We start from the raw sequence: 19,385 nt of genomic DNA, 5'->3' as shown, positions 1-19,385 counted from the left end.
CCCCGCCCTGCCGCAACGCGAAGCCGCACCGCCCCCGGGCGGGCCCAGTCCGGCTACCATGGCGCCCGGGCGCCACGACCCGCCGGTTCGCCCTTAAATCGCTCCTGATTTGATAGCTGCCTGCGCTTGCTACGTAAGCGCCAGGCCACGTTTTGATTGATATCTTTCCCATGGCCACCGCCGAAGAGTCCCCTCCCGCCCTGCCCGACACGCCACCGCGGCCCCAGCCGCGCAATCCGGCGGACCTGTTCTGGTCCTTCACCTGGCTGGCCCTGCAGGGCTTTGGCGGCGTGCTGGCCGTGGTGCAGCGTGAGCTGGTGGAGAAAAAGCGCTGGATGACCAACGAAGAGTTCGTGGAAGACTGGGCCGTGGCGCAGATCATGCCCGGCCCCAACGTGGTCAACCTGAGCATCATGATCGGCGACCGCTACTTCGGCCTGCGCGGCGCGTTCGCGGCGCTGGCGGGCATGCTCACCTTTCCGCTCATTCTGGTGCTGACGCTGGCGGCCGTGTACGCGCAGTTTTCCACCCACCCCGCGGTGGCCGGCGCACTGCGCGGCATGGGCGCCGTGGCGGCGGGGCTGATTGCGGGGGTGGGCATCAAGCTGTTCGTGTCCATCCGCAACCACCCGCTGGGCCGCCCGCTGTGCGTGGCGATCGCTGCCGCCACCGTGCTGGCCATGGCGGTGCTGCGGTGGCCGCTGTTCTGGATCCTGCCGGTCCTGGGCGGCGCGGCCTGCCTGCTGACCTGGCGAAAGCTTGCGCCATGATGGCCGGCGCTGCCCTGCCTGCCGTGGCGCTGGACGCCGCCGACTGGCTCCACCTTTTTCTGTACTACCTGTCGCTGTCGCTGCTGGCCGTGGGCGGGGCCATTGCCACCGCGCCGGACATGCACCGCTTCCTGGTCGAGCGCCAGGGCTGGCTGACCGACCCGCAGTTCAACGCCTCCATCGCCATCGCCCAGGCGGCACCGGGGCCCAACGTGCTGTTCATCGCGCTGCTGGGCTGGAACGTGGGGCTGAATGCGGGCGGGCCGGGCGTGTCCGGCTGGCTGCTGGGGGCGCTGGGCATGGGCCTGTGCATGCTGGGTGTGATGCTGCCCAGCAGCCTGTTGACCTGGCTGGCCACGCGCTGGGGCCACCGCAACCGCGAGCGGCGGGCGGTGCGCGCTTTCAAGCAGGGAATGTCGCCGGTCGTGATCGGCCTGCTGCTGGCCACCGCGTGGGTGCTGGCCCGGGCCCACGGAAGCCCCGCCACGGCCTGGCCCCTGTGGCTGTTGAGCGCCGTCACCGTGGTGCTGGTGTGGCGCACCAAGCTCCACCTGCTGTGGATGCTGGGCGCAGGCGCCCTGCTCGGGGCGCTGGGCTGGGTGTAGCCTGTAGCCGCGGCAGCCGGCCGCCACGGCCGGGCACCGGCGTCAGCTGATGCGGCGCCCGTTCTCCGCGTACACCGCCAGGTAGATGGCGTCGGAGCCGATGTAAGGCGCCTTGTTGCCAAAGCCCACCGTGAAGTCGCCAAACGACAGCGCGCGGATGCCCGCCAGCCCGGCACGCAGGCGCTCGCGCGTGAGGTCCTTGCCCGCGTTCTTCAGGCCCTCGATCATGATCTGGGCGTTGAGCCAGCCTTCCAGCGCGCTGCCGCTGCCCAGGTAGGCCGCGTCCGCGCCCACGGCCTTCATCGTGGCCTGGAACTTGCGCACCGCCACCGACTTCTGCGACGTGGCATCGGGGAACACCTGCACCAGCGCCATGCCGCGCGTGGCGGCTGCGAGCTTGGGCATTTCAGAGGCGACCACGGTGACCGACAGGCCCGCCAGCGGCACGCCCTGCGCCTTGGCGCGGAACGCCTGCACAAACGCCGTGTTGGCCGTGCCGGTGGTGGCCAGCAGCACGGCGCCGGGCCGCTCCGCCGCCACCTTGTCGGCCAGTTCGGCACCGTTCTTGCCGTCCACGGCCAATGCAAATTCGCCGGCGCGCTCGACCTTGATTTCGTCCAGCGCGCGAGACATGTCCTTGAGCACTTCCTTGCCGAAGGGGTTGTCCAGGTACACCACGGCAATGCGCTTGAGGCCCATGTCCACCACCTGCTTGACCAGGCGCTGCGTTTCCTCACGGTAAGTGGGGCGCAGGAAGAAGACGTGGCGCGCGTCGGCGCTGCGCAGCGACGTGGCGCCCGTGACCGGGCCGACGGTGGGAATGCCCTTGGACTCCACCAGCGGCAAGATCGCCGCGGTGTTGGCCGTGCCCAGCGGGGAGATCAGCGCGAAGGCCGACTGGGCCTCGAGCATGTCCGTCACGTTCTTGAGCGTGCGGCTGGCCACATAGCCATCGTCCTTGGCGTCCAGGCGGATTTCGCGGCCGTGCACGCCGCCGGCGGCATTCACCTCGGCAAACGCGGCCTTCATGCCGGCCACTTGCTCGATGCCTGCCTGGCCCAGCGGGCCGGTCAGCGCAATGGAGCAGCCCAGGTTGACGGTGCGCGCGGTCAGCGCCTCTTCGGCGGCCCCGGCAGTGCGGACCCAGGCGGGCAGGCCCGTGGCCGCCACGGCTTGGGTGGCCCGCAAAAGAAAGTGTCTACGGCTCATAGTCGATACGCCCCCAGGAGTGCAAAAAGCGCGGAGGCTACCGTCTGGGCGGCACGGGCACTGTCCGGTCTGCGACAGGGTCGGCCAGCCTGCGCCGGGGCGGGCGTATCGCGGGGATCAGAAGCGCTGGCGCAGCGCCTCGTACAGGCACACGCCGCTGGCCACGGAGACGTTGAGGCTCTCCACCGCGCCCTTCATGGGGATACTCACCAGCTCGTCGCAGGTCTTGCGCGTGAGCTGCCGCATGCCATCGCCCTCGGCCCCCAGCACCAGCGCCACCGGGCCTTTCAGGTCCACCTGGTACAGCGTCTTGGGCGCATCGTCGCTGGTGCCGATGCACCAGATGTTGCGCTCCTTGAGCTCGTTCAGCGTGCGTGCCAGGTTGGTCACCATGAAGTACGGCATGGTCTCGGCCGCGCCGCTGGCCACCTTGGCCACCGTGGCGTTGATGCCCACGGCATGGTCCTTGGGTGCGATCACCGCATGGGCACCCGCACCGTCGGCCACGCGCAGGCAGGCGCCCAGGTTGTGCGGGTCGGTCACGCCGTCCAGCACCAGCAGCAGGGGTTGTTCGACCCCTGCGGCTTCCAGGTTCTCCAGCAGTTCGTCGAGCGAGGTGACCTGCGCCACCGGCTCCACCCGCGCCGCCACGCCCTGGTGGCCGTGGCTGCCGGCCAGCTTGGCAATGCGCACGCTGTCGGCTTCGATCAGGCGGGCACCGGCCTCCCGCGCGCGGTCCAGGAACTGGCGCATGCGCGCATCGCGGCGCGTGGCTTCGTAGTAGATCTCGATGATGGACTGCGGCGCGGTCTTCAGACGCACGCCCACGGCGTGAAAGCCGAAGAGGACTTTGGGGGACGACATCCCCCGATTATCGGCGGGACGGGCGGGACCGACGCGCCCCCGCCCTACACCACCCGCCCGGCCTCGATGGTGATGCGGCGGTCGCACTGCGCGGCGATGGCGCGGTCGTGCGTCACCAGCACCAGCGTCGTGCCCTGCTCGCGGTTCAGATCGAACATCAGCCGCATGATGGTCTCGCCCGTCGCAAAGTCGAGACTGCCCGTGGGTTCATCCGCCAACAGCACGGCCGGCTGCACCACAAAGGCACGCGCCAGCGCCACGCGCTGCTGTTCGCCGCCCGACAGCACCTTGGGGTAATGGGCCAGGCGCTGCCCCAGCCCCACCCGCGCCAGCATGTCGGCTGCAGCCTTGCGCGCATCGCGGCGGTTGGCCAGCTCCAGTGGCAGCATCACGTTCTCCAGCGCGGTCAGGTTGCCCATGAGCTGGAAGCTCTGGAACACGAATCCCACCTTCTGGGCCCGCAGCGCAGCGCGCGCATCCTCATCCAGCGCAAAGAGGTCGTGGCCGTCCAGCCGCACCGTGCCGCGGGTGGGCACGTCCAGCCCGGCAATGATGGACAGCAGGGTGCTCTTGCCCGAGCCCGACGCCCCCACGATGGCGGCGGTTTCCCTGGCCTCCAGGCGGAAATCGATATCCCGCAGAATGTCGAGCGTGCCGGTGGAATCCGTGACCGATTTGAAAACATGCTCCACCGCGATGATGGGCGTTGATGCCGGGAGCACCCCGGGGGAAGATGCGGACATGAAAGGCTCTTTGTTTTGATGCGAGATCTGCTGCTGCAACCACGGCAACGCCGCCACTTTATCCTGCGCGCCGCCACCGGACTGGTCCTGGGGGTTTGTGCGCCGATGGCGTGGTCGCAGGCGCCCGCAGCCAAGGCCGCCGGCACGCCGGTCATCCTGGTGCTGGGCGACTCGCTCAGTGCCGAGTACGGCCTGGCGCGCGGCACAGGCTGGGTGGCCCTGCTGGAAAAGAAGCTGGCCCAGGAAAAGCTGTCAGCCACCGTGGTCAACGCAAGCGTGAGCGGCGACACCACCGCGGGGGGCCGCTCGCGCCTGCCGGCGCTGCTGGCCCAGCACCGGCCCACCCATGTGGTGATTGAGCTGGGGGGCAATGACGCGCTGCGCGGCCTGCCGCTGAAAAACACCGAGGACAACCTGGTTTGGATGACCGAGGCTGCGCAAAAAGCGGGCGCCAAGGTGCTGCTGGTCGGCATGCAGGTGCCGCCCAACTACGGCACCGACTACGCCACCCGTTTCGCCAACCTGTTCACCAGCGTGGCCCAGGCCCGCAAGGCAGCCGTGGTGCCGTTTTTGCTGAAGGGGGTGGCCGATGGGCCGGACCCCACCCGCCTGTTCCAGGCCGACCGCATCCATCCCCGTGCGGAAGCGCATCCGCAGATGCTGGCCAATGTGTGGCCGGAACTACAAAAACTGCTGCGCTGAAAGAGCGCAGGCTACGGCGCTATGCGCCGCCGGCAGGGCCCGCGGGCTGCCCGGAGCCGGGCGCATCCCCCGCGGCGGAGTCATCTTCGGACCGAACGCCCTGCGGATCGTCCGGTTTGCGCTGCGCTTTGGCCCGGAGTTTCTCTTCCTTCTTTTGCTTTTTTGCAAGTTCGCGCTGGCGCTTTTCGTATCCGTAGTTGGGTGTTGCCAAGGTAGTAGCTTCCTGAAGTGGAGACCCACTGTAACAGCTTGGCGGCCTCAGGCTGCAGCGGCTGGGGTCTCAGGTTGTGCGACGCAGGCCCGGTAGGCGTGCCAGCTGGCACACCCCAGCAACGGTCCGGCCAGCAGCAGGCCGGCGCCCCAGAACCAGAGCGAGGCCACGATCAGGGCGGTGATGAGCGCGCCCCAGAGCAACAGCACCAGCGGGTTCTCCAGAACGACCCGCATGCTGGTGATGCCCGCCGTCAGCGCGTCGGTGTCGCGGTCCAGGATCATGGGGATGGAGACCACGGAGGTGGAAAAGACCAGCGCGGCAAACACACCGCCCACCAGCGCGTACACCGCCACGAAGCTCCAGTTCTCGGGGTTGAACACCGCCTGCAGCACGCCCGTGGTGGACGGCATGCCGGTGTTGAAGAACACCGCAAACACCACCAGCGACGCGCGGCCCCACAGCAGTTCCAGCACCACCAGCACGAGCACGAGCATGCCCATGCTGCCCATGTGCCGGTCCCAGCAGGTGAGCGACTCGCTCAACTGCGGCGCGAGCCCCGCCTCGCGCCGGCGGCTGGTGTCGTACAGGCCCATGGCCAGGAACGGGCCCAGCAGCAGGCACCCGCTGGCCAGGGACATGGTGTACTCCGGCCGGGTGCGGAACACCCAGCCCAGCAGCAGCGCCATGCCCCAGAAACACAGGCCGTAGAACAGGGCGATGCCCGGAGCCTTGCGCACATCCTGCCACCCGCGGGCCAGCCACCGGAACGGGTCGAGCCACCCGACAGGGCACAAGGCAATGGGCGGCGCGATGGCGGCGTCCGGCTCAGGGGCGCCAGGGGCGCGGGGATGGGAGGGAGTGGCGGGCATGCAGGCAACTCAGGGAAGTGGCTACGAGAAACACGCGAGCCCCCACACTAAGCCAGCCCCCAGCGCCGCGCCACTGAGGAAACTACCACCCCCGGCTGAAAAGAAAGCCCTCAGGCCGGCACGAACGCGCGCTGCAGCGCCTGCTGCAGATCCTGCTGCAGATCCTCCACGGCCTCCAAGCCGATCGAGAAGCGCACCACGGTGCCAGGCTTCAGGTGCGGTGCGGCGCGGCTGCGCATGCTGGCGATGTCATAGGGCACCACCAGGCTCATGGGTCCGCCCCAGCTGTAGCCCAGCTTGAAAAGCCGCAGGCTGTCACAGAAGGCATCCACCTGCTGCTGCGAATGGCGGGCGTCGATCACCACACTGAAGAGACCTGCCGCCAGGCCGGGGGTTCCCCCCGGGCCGCCGCACAGCGCCCGCCAGTGGCCGTGGCCGGGCGCGCCTTCCAACGCGGGGTGCAGCACCTGCACAATCGCAGGCTGGGCCTGCAGCCACCGCGCAAGGTGGCGGGCGGCCAGGTCATGGGCACGGTAGCGCAGGCCGATGCTGGGCAACGCCCGCAGCACCGCCTCCGCATCGTTGGCGCCCACCCCCAGCCCCAACCGCATGTGGGTGAGCTTGATCTTCATGTGCAGGGCCAGGTCCCGGGTGATGGCGCTGCCCATCAGCACGTCGCCCCCGCCGCTGGGGTACTTGGTGAGCGCCTGCGCGGAGATGTCCACCCCCAGGCTCCCGTCGCCGGTCAGATCGAACGGCGCAAAGGCCAGGCCCGCGCCCCAGGTGTTGTCCAGGGCTGTGGTGACGCCCCGCGCACGGCAGATGCGCACCAGTTCGCACAGGTCCGGAAATTCCATGCTGACCGAGCCCGGCGCCTCCAGCCACACCAGCCGCGTGGCGGGCGAGATGCGGGCGGCCAGGTCGGCAGGGTCCAGCGGGTCGTAGAACCCGTGCGTGATGCCAAACCGTGCCAGTTCACCCTTGGCGAGGTCCTTGCCCGGACCATAGGCGTTGTCCGGGATCAGGACCTCATCCCCCGGCGCGAGCAGGGCCAAAGAAACATTGGCAATCGCCGCCAGCCCGCTGGGCACCAGCACGCACTGCAGCCCGCCTTCCAGCGTACACAGGCGTTCCTCCAGAATGAAGGTGGTGGGCGTGCCGTGCAGGCCGTAGGTGTAGCCGCTCTTGTCCTTCCACTCGCGCGAGCGCATGGCCGCCACGTTGGGGAAGATGACGGTGGAGGCCTTGAAGACGCCGGGCTGGGGGGCCTCGAACCCCTCCGGCGGGACGTAGGCGTGGTGGACGATGCGGGTCGCGAGGTCGGGGACGTGCTCTTCTTTCATGGCCCCATGGTAGCGCGCCGCCCGGACGCGAATCCGGGCGGCGCGAAGTTTGCGGCGCCCGGCGCAGGGGCGCTGCGGGGCACGGCGAGGACTTAGCTCCCGCTCACGACCAGCTGGTTGTTGATGGAGGTGACGCCGGTGACGGCCTTGGCGATAGCCAGCGCCCGGTCACGTGCCGCCTCGGAGGGCGTGGGGCCCTTCATGGTTACGCGCCCGTTGTTGGTCTCGATGTCAATCTTGAGCGCGCTGAGTTCGGGGTCCTTGGCCAGGTCAGCTTTGATCTTTGCGGTCATGCCGGCGTCGTCCAGCAGCACGATGCCCTGGTCTGCAGCGCTCTTGAGGGAAGACTCCGCCGATGCGGCGCTCTGCTCCACCTTGGTTTCCGCGCTCTTCATGGCGCTTTCCGCCTTGGCGCGGGCGTCCGCTGCGGCCTGCTCCGTCTTCTGGACGGCGGAATCCAGGCGCTGGCCTGCGGTGGGCTCTTCCTTCTTCCCGCAGGCGGCGAGGCCCAGCGCCATGGCCGTGACGGCGAGGATGCCCGCAATGCGGGTGGCGGGACGAAGCGAAATGTTTGAGTTGTTCACGCGGAAACTCCTTGCAGTTGAAAACACGCTGAGACTGTAACGGCTGCCCCGCCCCCGGGGCGTGGGCTTGTAACGGGCGCTGCTGTAGGACAGGCACCACCATTTACAAAATGTCACCAGCAGCCACGTCGGCGCGGCGCAGCGACAATCGCTGCCATGCAGATGTCTTTCGCGTTCTGGGCCCGCTGGTTTCCGTTTCTTTCATGGCCCCGCCCTGACCGGGCATTGCTCAAAGGCGAGTTCTGGGCCGGGATGACGGTGGGACTCATGCTGGTGCCCCAGGGCGTGGCCTACGCCGCGCTGGCGGGCATGCCGCTGGTGGCGGGCATCTATGCGTCGCTCGTCCCGGCCCTGGTGGCCGTGCTGTTCAGCGCCTCGACTCGGCTGGGTGTCGGGCCCACGGCGTTGACCAGCCTGCTGATCGGCGCGTCGCTCACCGGGCTGGCGGAGCCGGGCAGCGCCCACTGGGTGGCCCTGGCCGCATGGATCGCGATTCTCTCCGGACTGCTGCAGCTGGTCATGGGGCTGGCACGGTTCGGGTGGCTGCTCAACCTGGTCACCTCGCCAGTGCTCAGCGGCTTCACGCAGGCGGCCGCGCTGCTCATCCTGGGCTCGCAACTGGGGTCCCTGACGGGGCTGCGGTCGGACTGGGGCGCCGTGTGGACCACGCCGTCCCCCGGCCTGTTCGACCTGACGGGCGCTGCCTTCGGGCTGGGCAGCCTGGCATTGCTGGTGCTGGCACGCCGCTGGCGGCCCAATTTTCCGGCAGCGATCGTGGTCGTGGGCCTGGCCGGGCTGCTGAGCTGGGCGTTGAAATACGCCGACGCCGGCGGCGCCGTGGTGGGCACCCTGCCCTCCGGCCTGCCGTCCCTCTACTGGCCCGGCGCCTTGCCGTGGTCCAGCTTTTCTGCGCTGGTGATGCCGGCCCTGGTGGTCACCCTGGTGAGCTTCCTGGAGACCGCGTCCAGCGCCAAGGTGGAAAGCCAGCGCTCGGGCGAACGCTGGAACGAGAACCAGGACCTCATCGGCCAGGGGCTGGCCAAGATCAGCAGCGGGCTGGTGGGCAGCTTTGCCACCAGCGCTTCATTCTCGCGCTCGGCCATCAATCTGTATGCCGGCGCCAAGACCGGATGGGCCACGGTGTTTGCCATCGCCCTGGTGCTGGTGGTGCTGCTGTGGCTCACCCCCGCGCTCTACCACGTGCCGCAATCGGTCCTGGCGGCCGTGGTGGTCACGGCGGTGACCAGCCTCATCAAGCCGCGCACCTTCCTGCGGCTGTGGCGCATATCCCGCGTGGAGACCGTGATCAGCGCCGTGACCTTCGCCCTCACCCTCGCCACGGCTCCGCGCATGTACTGGGGCGTTCTGGTGGGGTTGCTGATGAACCTGGTGCTGTTTTTGTACCAGCGGCTGCACCCGCGCATCATCGAAGTGGGCCTGCACCCCGACGGCAGCCTGCGCGACCGGCACCTTTGGCAGCTTCCGCCGCTGGCGCCGCAACTGCTGGCCCTGCGCATGGACGCGGACCTGGACTTTGCATCCGCCAGTGCTCTGGAGCAGCGCGTCACCGACCACCTGGCGGCACATCCGGACACCACGCACCTGTGCCTGCTGGCGCAGCCCATCAACCGCATCGACGTGACAGGGGTGGAGACCTTCGCGCAATTGCTCGTCCTGGTGCGGGCGCGTGGGGGCACGCTGCATGTCAGCGGGTTCAAGTTGCCCGTGGAGAACGTGTTGCGCCAGGCGGGGCTGCTGGACCCCGGCCTGGGCCTCGCCACCTACCGCACCGACACCGAGGCCCTGGCGGCATTGCAGCAGCTTGCGCCCACCAAGGCCCACGGCGCCCCAGGCCTGTCGCCCGCCTGACCGCAGGGCCCCGGGGGCCCTCTGGGAGAAAGGCACCGCAGGGGCGCAGCATGGCCCTGTTCTTGCTGGCGCGCTGGTACACTTGTCAAACTCTCTTTGCTCCATTTGTGTCTGACTCTGCAGCCTCTCACCTGGTAGACCTGCGCGACCTGCGCCTGGACACTGCCCACGCACTGGTGGCTCAGGCCGGCGGCAGCGAGGCGGCATTGCAGCGCGAAGTCCCGTCGCGCTACCTGCAGGGCCTGATCGACGGGCTGTGCGAACTCTCCCTCAAGGATCCCTTGACCGGGCTGGCCAACCGCCGGCACTTCCGCGCCGTGCTGGAGCGCGAGATCGACCGCGTCACGCGCTCGGGCGAAGCCGCCTTGCTGCTGATGCTGGACATCGACCACTTCAAGCAGGTGAACGATGTGCACGGCCATCTGGCGGGTGACATCGTTCTGCAGTCCGTCGCGCGCACGCTGAGCGCCTGTGTACGCCCCATGGACACGCTGGCCCGCTATGGAGGCGAGGAGTTTGCGGTGGTGCTGCCCGCGTGCCAGGCGGGTTTTGGCAGCGTGGTGGCGGAGCGCATCCGCCGCGCCGTGGCCAACACCCCCATCAAGATTTCCAGTTCTGTGGAGCTCAACATCACGGTGAGTGTGGGCGGCGCCTTTGCCATGCAGTGGATCCGCTCCACCACCCTGCTGTGGACCGACCGCGCCGACCACCAGCTCTACCAGGCCAAGTCGGCAGGCCGCAACCGCGTCAGCATCGAGGAGCAACCCGACAGCACCGTCAGTGCCGAAGAGAAAAGCCTGTTGTTTGGCCCGCTCTACAACCCCTCCGGCTGGGGCGATCTCCCCCCGCTGGACCCCACCCAACAGGCAGCGCCCTACTGAAAGTTAGAAGATGAGCGACGCGCTGTCCCCACCCTCCCCCACTTCACCGGCCGCACCGGGCGGTCCGTCGGCCACCCCTGCGCGGCCCGCCGCGGGCGCGCGCATCATTGCCGTGACCAGCGGCAAGGGCGGTGTCGGCAAGACCTTTGTCTCGGCCAACCTGGCGGCCGCCCTGACCCGCCGCGGCCACCGCGTGCTGGTGCTGGACGCCGACCTGGGCCTGGCGAACCTGGACGTGGTGCTGAACCTGCACCCCAAGATCACCCTGCACGACGTGTTCACCGGCAAGGCCTCAATCGAGGAAGCGGTGATCCGCGCACCCGGCGGCTTCAACGTGCTGCTGGCAGGTTCGGGCATGGTGGAGTACTCGCGCCTGACGCCCGAGGTGCGCAACCAGTTCCTGAGCGTGATCCAGACGCTGACCCCGCAGTACGACGTGGTGCTGCTGGACACCGGCGCCGGCATTTCGGATGTGGTGCTGTTTTCCGTCTCGCTCGCCTCCGAGGTGCTCATCGTGGCGACGCCCGAGCCCACCTCGCTGACCGACGCGTACGCCGCCATCAAGGTGCTGGCCATGCAGCAAAAGCGCCACCACGTGCGCATGGTCATCAACCAGGCCGCGCGGGCGGGCGATGGCCGGGCCATCACCAGCCAGTTGCAGCAGGTGCTGGACCGCTTTGTGAGCACGGAGTCCGGCCGGCCCGTGCGCCTGATCCACATGGGCGACATCCCCGCCGACCCGTCGGTGCGCGATGCCGTCATGCGCCGCCAGTTGCTGCTGCTGCAGACGCCCGGCTGCCCCGCCGCGCTGGCCGTGGCCCAGCTGGCCAACAAGATCGAAACCACGCTGCTGGCGCCCGCAGCCTAGCCTGGGCTGCGCTGCGGCGTGGCGCGGGTCCGCCCGGTCCGCCGGGTCCAGCAACCCTCCGACGCCGTGAACACTGCATCCGCCCCCATCCTGAACATTTCCTGCTACAAGTTCGTGGCGCTGCCCGATGCGGCCGCGCTGCGCGACCTGCTGCACGGCCGCGCCACGGCGGCGGGCCTCAAGGGCACGGTCCTGCTGGCTGAGGAAGGCATCAACTTCTTCCTGGCCGGCCCGGCCGGGGCGGTGCGGGGTTTTGTGGACGCATTGCGTGCCGATCCGCGCTTTGCCGACCTGGACCCCAAGGAAAGCTGGTCGGCCACCGTGCCATTTCGCAAGATGCGGGTGAAGGTCAAGCGCGAGATCATCCGCATGGACCACCCAGCCATCCGCCCCGAGGATGGTCGCGCGCCGTCCGTGGACCCCGCCACCTTGCGCCGCTGGCTGGCCCAAGGGCACGACGACACCGGCCGCCCGGTGGTGACCCTGGACACCCGCAATGCCTTCGAGGTGGACCAAGGCACCTTCGACAACGCGATCGACTGGCGCATTGCCAAGTTCACCGACTTTCCGCCCGCGCTGCGCACGCACAAGGACGCGTTGCGGGACAAGACCGTGGTGAGCTTTTGCACCGGCGGCATCCGCTGCGAGAAGGCGGCCATCCTGATGCGCGAGGAAGGGCTGTCGCACGTCTACCAGCTGGAGGGCGGCATCCTCAAGTATTTCGAGCTGACCGATGGCGCGCATTACCACGGCGGCTGCTTCGTGTTCGACGAGCGGGCCGTGCTGGCCCCCGATCTGTCGGCAGAGGGCGCCGAGGCGCCCGGCGCCCCTGCGGAATCTGCTATCAAAAAATGAGCTCCCGCGCTTATTCCACAAGCGCTAGAGCCCATTTTTATCCTTAGGAATGCTCTGCACGAATCGAGCGGCAAGTGTGCGCTGCGGATCGGGAGGGGCTGCAAGGCGCAAAACGCAGCAATAGCCGCAGCTATTGCGAGGATTTGCTTGCGCGGCAGACTGCCCGAGGCCGCAGATGCACACGGCGCGGTGATTTGTGCAGAGGATCCTCAGACCTTCAAACGGCGTTCGGGCAGGGGAATCCGCTCGGACTCGCCGGGCACCTGTCCCATGGACTGGTTCTCCCAGTCAGTCGCGGCCTGGACGATGCGGTCTTTGCGGCTGGACACGAAGTTCCACCAGATGTGGCGCGGCGCGTCCAGCGGCTCGCCGCCGATTACCACCAGCCGGGCAGCGCTCTCGCCCGGGGCAGCCAGGCGCAGGGCGTCCCCGGTTTCGGCCACCGCCAGCACCTGCGCGGCCAAAGGCTCGCCGTTGAGTTCCACGGGCGCGTCCACTGCGTACACCGCCATTTCCGGCACCAGGGGCGGAATCTCCAGCGCCGCGCCCGCGGGCAGTTGCACGTCCAGGTACAGGGTGCGCGACACCGTGGCAACCGGCGATGGGTGCCCGAAGGCCTCGCCAATCAGCACGCGCACCGTTGCGTCGCCCACCCGCAGTTGCGGAATGGCCGCGGCGGGCGTGTGCACGAACGAGGGCTCGGCTTCCTCATGGGCCAGGGGCAGCGCGGCCCACAGCTGAATGCCGTGGTTGACATAGGGCTTGTCCGCCAGGCTGGGCGGACGGCGCTCGGAATGCACGATGCCGCGCCCCGCCGTCATCCAGTTGATGGCCCCCGGCTCGATCTGCTGGACCGAGCCCAGGCTGTCGCGGTGCAGGATGGCGCCGGAGAACAGGTAGGTCACCGTGGCCAGGCCGATGTGCGGGTGCGGCCGCACGTCGTGCTGCGCGTCCGGCAGCACCGTCACGGGGCCGAAGTGGTCGAAGAACAGGAAGGGCCCCACCGCCTGCCGCTGCACGGCCGGCAGCAGGCGGCGCACGGTAAAGCCGCCGCCCAGGTCCTTGGCATGGCCGGACAGGCGCAGGGGCGCGCCGGTCATGGCCGAAGCTCCCGCTGGGGGCTGCAGGCTCGGCGGCGAAAACAGGGGCTTCTCATGGACAACTCCTTGGTGGCACAGGGAGGCGCCAGCCTACCAGCTTCCGTCAGGCTGCGAGCCGGGCCGCCATGCTGGCCACGCGCTGGCCCAGCAGCCGGCCGGTTTCGAGGTCACCGGCAAACATCTCGGCGGCCGAGGCATCGGAGGGCGACTGCGCCATGGCCCCGCTGAAGGCGCCGATCCAGTTGACGTCGTTGCGAGCGGCGGCTTTGGAGTTGGCCGGCAGCAGGCCGGCGCCCACCCAGAGCCCGCCGTGCTGCATGGCCAGATGGAACAGGTAGTCCAGCGTGATCTGCTTGTCGCCGTTGGTGCTGGCGCTGTTGGTGAAGCCTGCGAACAGCTTGTCCTTCCAGCTTTGGCTGAACCAGGGCTTGGACGACGCATCTGCGAACTTCTTGAACTGCCAGCTGGGGCCGGCCATGTAGGTGGGCGAGCCCAGGATGATGGCATCGGCGCCGGCCAGGGTGTCCCAGCCGCCCTCGGGCAGGTTGCCGTCGGCATCGATGGCGATGAGCTGCGCCCCCGCGCCCTCGGCGACGGCCTGCGCCAGGCGTTGCGTGTGGCCGTAGCCCGAGTGGTAGACGACTGCAATGTTTGCCATGAAAAACTCCTGTGAAACAGACGTGGAAGAAGACAACGACGAAGAGACAGTGTCAGCGCTCCGCGCGGCGCGCGTCCAGGCTCCAGCCGCCGGCGCCGAAGGCCACCAGCGCGAGCAGGCCGCCGGTGACGCCCACGTTCTTGAAGAACATCAGCTGCTGCACCATCTGCTTGTCGGCCGGCACGCTCCAGTAGGCGTGAAAGAAGAAGCTCGCCACCAGCGTGAAGAACGCCAGGACCAGCGCGGCAAAGCGCGTGCCCACGCCAAAGATCAGCGCCAGGCTGCCCAGCACTTCCACTGCGGCAGCCACCGCCGCGGCGACGGTCGGCATGGGCAGGCCCACCGAGCTGATGTAGCCCACCGTGCCGGCAAAGCCGGTGAGCTTGCCGATGCCGGCAGGAAGGAACAGGGCCGCCAGCAGCAGACGCGATGCGAGGGCCAGGGGGTTTTGCAGGGATGAGGACATGGTGAGAACTCCTGTGGGAAGCAAGGGACAGTGAAGTAAAAAACGGGGCCAGCAGCGCCCGGTCAGGCGGCCAGATCGAAGACCAGCACCTCGGCGTCGCGGCCGCCGGACAGCGACAAGGTGGTTTCCTTTTCCACCAGCAGCGCATCGCCGCCGGACAAGGCCTGGCCGTTGACGGTGAGCGCGCCGCGCACCAGGTGCACATACGTCTTGCGCGCCGGGTCGAGGCTTCGCGTGGCCGCTTCGGCGCCGTCGAACAGGCCGGCGTACAGCGCCGCGTCAGCGTGGATCGTCACGGAGCCTTCGGCGCCATCGGGGGACGCCACCAGCCGCAGCGCGCCGCGCTTGTCGGATGCAGGAAAGCTCTTTTGCTCGTAGCTCGGCGCGATGCCGCGCACGTTCGGCTCGATCCAGATCTGCAGGAAATGCGTGGTCTGGCCGACGGCGTGGTTGAACTCGCTGTGCATGACGCCCGAGCCGGCGCTCATGCGCTGCACGTCGCCGGGCGGTATGCCCTTGACGTTGCCCATGCTGTCCTTGTGGGCCAGCTCGCCCGACAGCACGTAGCTGATGATCTCCATGTCCCGGTGGCCGTGGGTGCCAAAGCCGGTGCCGGGCGCGATGCGGTCCTCGTTGATAACCCGCAGGTTGCCAAAGCCCATGTGGGCCGGGTCGTAGTAGCCCGCGAAGGAGAAGCTGTGGAACGACTGCAGCCAGCCGTGGTCGGCATGGCCCCGGTCCTGCGCTTTGCGAATGGTCAGCATGGTGGGTGCTCCTTTCAAGCCTTCACTGTAGGGTGGCCGTGCCCACCGCAGGGGCAGATGGATTGATGGCTTTGTTCAAATAATCTGAATTAACATGCCAGCATCATGCAAAACGCCCGCGATGTTCTGACCCCCGACGCCCTGACCATGCTGCAGGTGATTGCCGAGGCGGGCAGCTTTGCCGCAGCGGCGCGGCGGCTGGGGCTGGTGCCCAGCGCCTTGACCTACCGCGTGCGCCAGATCGAGGACGCGCTGGACGTGCTGCTGTTCGACCGCAGCGCCCGCCAGGCCCGCCCCACCGAGGCGGGCCGCGAGCTGCTGCGCGAAGGCGCCCGGCTGCTGGAGGACATCGACGCCCTGGCCCACCGCGTGCGGCGCGTGGCCACGGGATGGGAGCCGCAGCTCACCATCTCGGTGGACGGCATCATCTCGCCCCACACCATGCTGGAGCTGGTGGACGCCTTCTACGCCATGGCGCCGCCCACGCGGCTGAAGCTGCGCGACGGCATCATGACGGGCACCCTGGAGGCGCTGACCTCCGGCCGCGCGGACCTGGCCATCGGCGTGTCGGTGGCCGGGGCCAACGTGGCGGGGCTGCAGCAGGTGCTGCTGGGCGACGTGCTCTTCATCTACGTGGTGGCGCCGCACCACCCGCTGGCCACCGCGCCGGAACCCGTCACCGATGCGCAGCTGCTGCAGCACCGCGCGGTGGCCGTGGCCGACTCGGCCACGCGCGGCGGCGCCACCATGGGGCTGCTGGGCGGGCAGGACGTGCTCACCGTGGACACCATGCAGGCCAAGGTGCAGGCGCAGCTGCGCGGCCTGGGCGGGGGGTTTTTGCCCGAACCCATGGTGCGCCCCTACCTGGAAGCCGGCCGCCTGGTGGCCCGGCGCGTGGCCCGGCCCGAGCGCAATGTGCGCGTGCACGCGGCCTGGGGCGGCCCGGGCTTCACGGCCCCCGGGCGGGCGCTGCAGTGGTGGCTGGCGCAGTTGCAAAGCCCCGCCACGCGCCGCGCGCTGCTGGAAAACCACCACCATTTCTGATCAGGATCAGATGCCCAGGCCACCGCAGCGCGTGTAGAGTGGTTCCTGTTGGCTTTGCCTTGCGTTTCAACAACCGCCGTCCGTACCGAAAGGCCTTTCATGAGCACCTCTGCCCCCCTCCCCGCCCAACGGCATCGACGCACGAACACCCCGGCCCCGGCGACCACCGCCGCGCCGCCACTCGCGGCCGCTTCGGGCAAACCCCGCCGGCACTTCGCCGTCATTGGCGCCGGCATGGCCGGCGTGGCCTGCGCACGCACGCTGGTGCAGGCCGGCCACCAGGTCACGCTGTTCGAGAAGTCTTCCCAGGCCGGCGGCCGCACGGCCACCATCGACACGCCGTTCGGCAATTTCGACGCCGGCGCCCAGTACTTCACCGTGCGCGACCCGCGCTTTGCCCGTGCCATCGACACCGTGCCGGGCGTGTGCAAGCGCTGGAGCGCCAATTCCGTGCAGGTGCTCGACGCGGCGGGCCGCGTGGCGGCTGCCGGGCTGCCCCACCGCGAGGCGCACTGGGTGGCCAGCCCTGGCATGCAGTCCCTGGTCATGGCCTGGGCCGAGCCACTGCGGCAGGCCGGCCAGCTGCTCACCCAGACCCGCGTCACCCAGATCGAATCCGACCCGCTGAACCCCAACGGCTGGCAGCTGCGCACCGAAGGCCCCGGCGGCAGCCAGCACGTCTACGCGGGCTTTGATGCGGTGCTGCTGGCCCAGCCCGCCGTGCCGGCGCAGGCACTGCTGGCCAGCTCCTCGCTGGAAACACCGCTGTCCGACGCGCTGTCGCGGGTGGCGATCGCGCCCTGCTGGACCCTGATGCTGGCCTACCCACAGGCCGTGCGGCCCGGGCTCACGACGCTGGGCCCGCAATGGAACGCGGCCCGCAGCACGCACCACCGCATTGCCTGGCTGGCGCGCGAATCCTCCAAGCCAGGCCGCAACGTGGTGGAGCGCTGGACCGTTCAGGCCAGCCCCGCCTGGTCGGCCGAGCACCTGGAGGACGACGAGGCCCGCGTGCAGGCCAAGCTCATCAAGGCCTTTGCCGAGGTGACCGGCATCCGCGCCGCCCCGGCGCACGCGGACACCCGCCGCTGGCGCTATGCCCAGACCACGCACCCGCTGGGCAAGAGCCACCTGTGGGACGCAGCCACGGGCCTGGGCGCGTGCGGCGACTGGTGCCTGGGCCACCGCGTGGAAGACGCCTTCGTCTCCGGCCTGGAACTGGCACTCGCCGTGGCATGAGCGGGGCCGGCAGCGCCCCGCAAACCCGCTACATCGGACGGTTTGCGCCCTCGCCCACGGGCCCGCTGCACGCGGGCTCGCTGGTGGCCGCGCTGGCCAGCTGGCTGGACGCCCGGGCACACGCAGGGCAGTGGCTGGTACGCATCGAAGACGTGGACCAGCCCCGCTGCGTGCCGGGCGCAGACACCTTCCTTTTGCACCAGCTGGCCACCTGTGGTCTGGTGCCGGACGAGCCGCCCGTGTGGCAATCCACCCGCGGTGCGCTCTACCAGCAGGCCCTGGACCGGCTGGTGGCGCAAGGCAATGCGTACCCCTGCGCCTGTTCCCGCAAAGACATCGAGGATGCCCAGGCCGCCCTGGGCCATGCGCGCGAGCGCCACGCGGCGCTGCCCTACCCCGGCACCTGCCGCAACGGCCTGCACGGCCGCGCTGCGCGCTCCTGGCGGTTCAACGCCACGAATTTTGAGCAAAAATCGGCTCCAGCGCTTGATGGCAAAGCGCAAGCAGCTACCAATTTAATAGCAAACAACACCGTGCACTGGTCGGACCGCCGGCTGGGCCCGCAACAGCAGGACGTGGCCCGCACCGTGGGCGACTTCGTGCTGCGGCGGGCGGACGGGCTGTGGGCCTACCAATTGGCCGTGGTGGTGGACGATGCCGACCAGGGCGTCACCGACGTAGTGCGCGGCGAGGACCTGGCGGACAACACCCCGCGCCAGATCCTGCTGCAGCGGGCCCTGGGCCTGCCCACGCCCCGGTACCTGCACACGCCCCTGGTGTGCGCCCCCAACGGCGAAAAGCTGTCCAAGCAAAACGGCGCGCGGGCGCTGGAGCTGTCGGACCCCGTCCAGGCCCTGGCCGGGGCGGCGCAGGTGCTGGGCCTGCCCCCGCCGAAAAACCCGCAGGCGGGCGTGCGGGAAGCGCTGTCGCAGTGGGTTGCAGCGTGGCCACGAAACTACAATGGCGCACCGTGACCGAACCGACCACCTCTCCCGCTTTCCCCGCTTCCCTGGCCGCCTCTGCGGCGCCCGCCGGCGTCCCTGCCGGCGTCAGCCACCCCAAGACCATCAAGAGTTTCGTGCGCCGTGCCGGCCGCACCACCACGGGCCAGGCCAAGGCCTTTGAAGACTTCGGTCCCCGCTTCGTGCTGCCCTATGCGCCCGGACCTTTCGACGCTGCGGCGGCCTTCGGCCGCACGGCGCCGCTGGTGCTGGAGATCGGCTTTGGCATGGGCGAGGCCACGGCCCACATCGCGCGCGTGCGCCCTGGCGACAACTTCCTGTGCTGCGAAGTGCACGAGCCCGGCGTGGGCGCGTTGCTCAAGCGCATCGGCGAACAGGGGCTGACCAATATCCGCATCCTGCAGCACGACGCCGTGGAAGTCATCGACCACATGCTGCCCGAAGGCAGCCTGGACGGCGTGCACATCTTCTTCCCCGACCCCTGGCACAAGAAGAAGCACAACAAGCGCCGCCTGATCCAGCCGCCGCTGGTTGCCAAGCTGGCCGCGCGCCTGAAGCCCGGCGGGTATGTGCACTGCGCCACCGACTGGGAACCCTATGCCGAGCAGATGCTCCAGGTGCTGAGCGCCGAGCCCTTGCTGGAGAACACCGCCCAAGGCTTTGCGCCGCAACCCGACTACCGCCCCCTGACCAAGTTCGAGAACCGCGGCCTGCGGTTGGGTCACGGCGTGTGGGATGTTGTGTTCGTGCGACGCCGTTGACCCACCCACTGCCCC

The 19,385-nt window shown here is 69.1% G+C and carries 22 protein-coding genes; 11 read left to right on the top strand and 11 right to left on the bottom strand.

All coding sequences use genetic code 11. The annotated features are described in order from the left end of the window. The first annotated feature begins 170 nt into the window (after positions 1-170). Entirely contained in the window at positions 171-770 is a 600-nt protein-coding gene (locus tag LWW96_RS11920; RefSeq protein ID WP_291487231.1) for a chromate transporter, read from the top strand. After that, entirely contained in the window at positions 767-1,375 is a 609-nt protein-coding gene (locus tag LWW96_RS11915; RefSeq protein WP_291487228.1) for a chromate transporter, read from the top strand. Before LWW96_RS11920 ends, LWW96_RS11915 begins: the two co-directional genes overlap by 4 nt. Before the next feature lie 42 nt (positions 1,376-1,417). Here the strand turns inward: LWW96_RS11915 and LWW96_RS11910 are convergent, their stop codons facing one another. The 3 genes from LWW96_RS11910 to LWW96_RS11900 form a co-directional block, all read right to left on the bottom strand. Continuing rightward, the gene (locus LWW96_RS11910) at positions 1,418-2,584 is read right to left on the bottom strand and encodes an ABC transporter substrate-binding protein (protein WP_291487226.1); all 1,167 of its coding nucleotides are present in this window, start codon (positions 2,582-2,584) and stop codon (positions 1,418-1,420) included. Between the two features lie 117 nt (positions 2,585-2,701). Further along, complete coding sequence (gene rlmB, locus LWW96_RS11905; RefSeq protein WP_291487225.1) at positions 2,702-3,448, bottom strand: 23S rRNA (guanosine(2251)-2'-O)-methyltransferase RlmB; 747 nt, start codon at positions 3,446-3,448, stop codon at positions 2,702-2,704. A gap of 44 nt (positions 3,449-3,492) precedes the next feature. Continuing rightward, the gene (locus LWW96_RS11900) at positions 3,493-4,191 is read right to left on the bottom strand and encodes an ABC transporter ATP-binding protein (RefSeq protein WP_291487223.1); all 699 of its coding nucleotides are present in this window, start codon (positions 4,189-4,191) and stop codon (positions 3,493-3,495) included. Positions 4,192-4,296: 105 nt separating this feature from the next. Here LWW96_RS11900 and LWW96_RS11895 point away from each other — a divergent pair, with 105 nt between their 5' ends. Then, complete coding sequence (locus LWW96_RS11895; RefSeq protein WP_291487221.1) at positions 4,297-4,893, top strand: arylesterase; 597 nt, start codon at positions 4,297-4,299, stop codon at positions 4,891-4,893. Between the two features lie 19 nt (positions 4,894-4,912). Here LWW96_RS11895 and LWW96_RS11890 read toward each other — a convergent pair whose 3' ends face one another. From LWW96_RS11890 to LWW96_RS11875, 4 genes are all read right to left on the bottom strand, one after another. Then, positions 4,913-5,104 (bottom strand): hypothetical protein, encoded by a 192-nt coding sequence (locus tag LWW96_RS11890; protein ID WP_291487219.1) that lies wholly within the window; start codon positions 5,102-5,104, stop codon positions 4,913-4,915. Positions 5,105-5,151: 47 nt separating this feature from the next. Continuing rightward, positions 5,152-5,976, bottom strand: a complete 825-nt coding sequence (locus LWW96_RS11885; RefSeq protein ID WP_291487217.1) for a DUF2189 domain-containing protein — start codon at positions 5,974-5,976, stop codon at positions 5,152-5,154. Positions 5,977-6,086: 110 nt separating this feature from the next. Then, entirely contained in the window at positions 6,087-7,319 is a 1,233-nt protein-coding gene (locus LWW96_RS11880) for a PLP-dependent transferase (protein WP_291487215.1), read from the bottom strand. A gap of 92 nt (positions 7,320-7,411) precedes the next feature. Continuing rightward, positions 7,412-7,903, bottom strand: coding sequence for a BON domain-containing protein (locus tag LWW96_RS11875; RefSeq protein WP_291487213.1), 492 nt, complete (start codon positions 7,901-7,903; stop codon positions 7,412-7,414). 162 nt (positions 7,904-8,065) lie between these two features. Between LWW96_RS11875 and LWW96_RS11870 the strand changes: the two genes are divergently transcribed. From LWW96_RS11870 to LWW96_RS11855, 4 genes are all read left to right on the top strand, one after another. Beyond that, complete coding sequence (locus tag LWW96_RS11870) at positions 8,066-9,772, top strand: SulP family inorganic anion transporter (RefSeq protein WP_291487250.1); 1,707 nt, start codon at positions 8,066-8,068, stop codon at positions 9,770-9,772. A gap of 107 nt (positions 9,773-9,879) precedes the next feature. Continuing rightward, complete coding sequence (locus LWW96_RS11865) at positions 9,880-10,653, top strand: GGDEF domain-containing protein (protein WP_291487211.1); 774 nt, start codon at positions 9,880-9,882, stop codon at positions 10,651-10,653. Positions 10,654-10,663: 10 nt separating this feature from the next. Continuing rightward, complete coding sequence (locus LWW96_RS11860) at positions 10,664-11,521, top strand: MinD/ParA family protein (protein WP_291487209.1); 858 nt, start codon at positions 10,664-10,666, stop codon at positions 11,519-11,521. A 66-nt stretch (positions 11,522-11,587) separates the two neighbouring features. Further along, on the top strand, positions 11,588-12,376 hold the full coding sequence (locus LWW96_RS11855; RefSeq protein ID WP_291487207.1) for a sulfurtransferase: 789 nt from the start codon (positions 11,588-11,590) through the stop codon (positions 12,374-12,376). Between the two features lie 209 nt (positions 12,377-12,585). On the opposite strand, the gene LWW96_RS11850 is transcribed toward LWW96_RS11855, so the two are convergent. From LWW96_RS11850 to LWW96_RS11835, 4 genes are all read right to left on the bottom strand, one after another. Continuing rightward, entirely contained in the window at positions 12,586-13,476 is an 891-nt protein-coding gene (locus LWW96_RS11850; RefSeq protein ID WP_291487205.1) for a pirin family protein, read from the bottom strand. 103 nt (positions 13,477-13,579) lie between these two features. Beyond that, positions 13,580-14,134, bottom strand: coding sequence for a flavodoxin family protein (locus LWW96_RS11845; protein WP_291487203.1), 555 nt, complete (start codon positions 14,132-14,134; stop codon positions 13,580-13,582). Between the two features lie 52 nt (positions 14,135-14,186). After that, entirely contained in the window at positions 14,187-14,600 is a 414-nt protein-coding gene (locus LWW96_RS11840; protein WP_291487201.1) for a DoxX family protein, read from the bottom strand. Positions 14,601-14,662: 62 nt separating this feature from the next. Next, positions 14,663-15,364 (bottom strand): pirin family protein, encoded by a 702-nt coding sequence (locus LWW96_RS11835; protein ID WP_291487199.1) that lies wholly within the window; start codon positions 15,362-15,364, stop codon positions 14,663-14,665. Between the two features lie 105 nt (positions 15,365-15,469). Here LWW96_RS11835 and LWW96_RS11830 point away from each other — a divergent pair, with 105 nt between their 5' ends. The 4 genes from LWW96_RS11830 (at position 15,470) to trmB (ending at position 19,370) form a co-directional block, all read left to right on the top strand. Further along, positions 15,470-16,408 carry a LysR family transcriptional regulator gene (locus LWW96_RS11830; protein WP_291487198.1) on the top strand — a complete coding sequence of 313 codons (939 nt, stop codon included), beginning with the start codon at positions 15,470-15,472 and terminating at the stop codon, positions 16,406-16,408. Positions 16,409-16,507: 99 nt separating this feature from the next. Next, complete coding sequence (locus LWW96_RS11825) at positions 16,508-17,647, top strand: FAD-dependent oxidoreductase (protein ID WP_291487197.1); 1,140 nt, start codon at positions 16,508-16,510, stop codon at positions 17,645-17,647. After that, positions 17,644-18,621: a tRNA glutamyl-Q(34) synthetase GluQRS gene (gene gluQRS, locus LWW96_RS11820; protein WP_291487196.1), complete on the top strand. Its 978-nt coding sequence runs from the start codon at positions 17,644-17,646 to the stop codon at positions 18,619-18,621. Before LWW96_RS11825 ends, gluQRS begins: the two co-directional genes overlap by 4 nt. Further along, entirely contained in the window at positions 18,618-19,370 is a 753-nt protein-coding gene (trmB, locus tag LWW96_RS11815; protein WP_291487195.1) for a tRNA (guanosine(46)-N7)-methyltransferase TrmB, read from the top strand. Before gluQRS ends, trmB begins: the two co-directional genes overlap by 4 nt. The last annotated feature ends 15 nt before the right edge of the window (positions 19,371-19,385 follow it).

Source organism: Acidovorax sp. (genome assembly GCF_021287135.1).
In the GTDB taxonomy this organism is placed as follows: Bacteria; Pseudomonadota; Gammaproteobacteria; order Burkholderiales; family Burkholderiaceae_C; genus Acidovorax.
Note: the sequence above shows the minus strand (reverse complement) of the source record. Positions and strands in the feature narration are given on the sequence as shown.

Excerpts from the sequence above, each read along its gene's own strand:
- LWW96_RS11835 (WP_291487199.1), bottom strand. The coding sequence starts at position 15,364 with ATGCTGACCATTCGCAAAGCGCAGGACCGGGGCCATGCCGACCACGGC.
- LWW96_RS11850 (WP_291487205.1), bottom strand. The coding sequence starts at position 13,476 with ATGACCGGCGCGCCCCTGCGCCTGTCCGGCCATGCCAAGGACCTGGGC.
- LWW96_RS11870 (WP_291487250.1), top strand. The coding sequence starts at position 8,066 with ATGTCTTTCGCGTTCTGGGCCCGCTGGTTTCCGTTTCTTTCATGGCCC.
- LWW96_RS11880 (WP_291487215.1), bottom strand. The coding sequence starts at position 7,319 with ATGAAAGAAGAGCACGTCCCCGACCTCGCGACCCGCATCGTCCACCAC.
- LWW96_RS11830 (WP_291487198.1), top strand. The coding sequence starts at position 15,470 with ATGCAAAACGCCCGCGATGTTCTGACCCCCGACGCCCTGACCATGCTG.
- LWW96_RS11845 (WP_291487203.1), bottom strand. The coding sequence starts at position 14,134 with ATGGCAAACATTGCAGTCGTCTACCACTCGGGCTACGGCCACACGCAA.
- LWW96_RS11885 (WP_291487217.1), bottom strand. The coding sequence starts at position 5,976 with ATGCCCGCCACTCCCTCCCATCCCCGCGCCCCTGGCGCCCCTGAGCCG.
- LWW96_RS11920 (WP_291487231.1), top strand. The coding sequence starts at position 171 with ATGGCCACCGCCGAAGAGTCCCCTCCCGCCCTGCCCGACACGCCACCG.
- LWW96_RS11860 (WP_291487209.1), top strand. The coding sequence starts at position 10,664 with ATGAGCGACGCGCTGTCCCCACCCTCCCCCACTTCACCGGCCGCACCG.
- LWW96_RS11895 (WP_291487221.1), top strand. The coding sequence starts at position 4,297 with ATGGCGTGGTCGCAGGCGCCCGCAGCCAAGGCCGCCGGCACGCCGGTC.
- LWW96_RS11915 (WP_291487228.1), top strand. The coding sequence starts at position 767 with ATGATGGCCGGCGCTGCCCTGCCTGCCGTGGCGCTGGACGCCGCCGAC.
- LWW96_RS11840 (WP_291487201.1), bottom strand. The coding sequence starts at position 14,600 with ATGTCCTCATCCCTGCAAAACCCCCTGGCCCTCGCATCGCGTCTGCTG.
- LWW96_RS11900 (WP_291487223.1), bottom strand. The coding sequence starts at position 4,191 with ATGTCCGCATCTTCCCCCGGGGTGCTCCCGGCATCAACGCCCATCATC.
- LWW96_RS11825 (WP_291487197.1), top strand. The coding sequence starts at position 16,508 with ATGAGCACCTCTGCCCCCCTCCCCGCCCAACGGCATCGACGCACGAAC.
- LWW96_RS11910 (WP_291487226.1), bottom strand. The coding sequence starts at position 2,584 with ATGAGCCGTAGACACTTTCTTTTGCGGGCCACCCAAGCCGTGGCGGCC.
- rlmB (WP_291487225.1), bottom strand. The coding sequence starts at position 3,448 with ATGTCGTCCCCCAAAGTCCTCTTCGGCTTTCACGCCGTGGGCGTGCGT.
- gluQRS (WP_291487196.1), top strand. The coding sequence starts at position 17,644 with ATGAGCGGGGCCGGCAGCGCCCCGCAAACCCGCTACATCGGACGGTTT.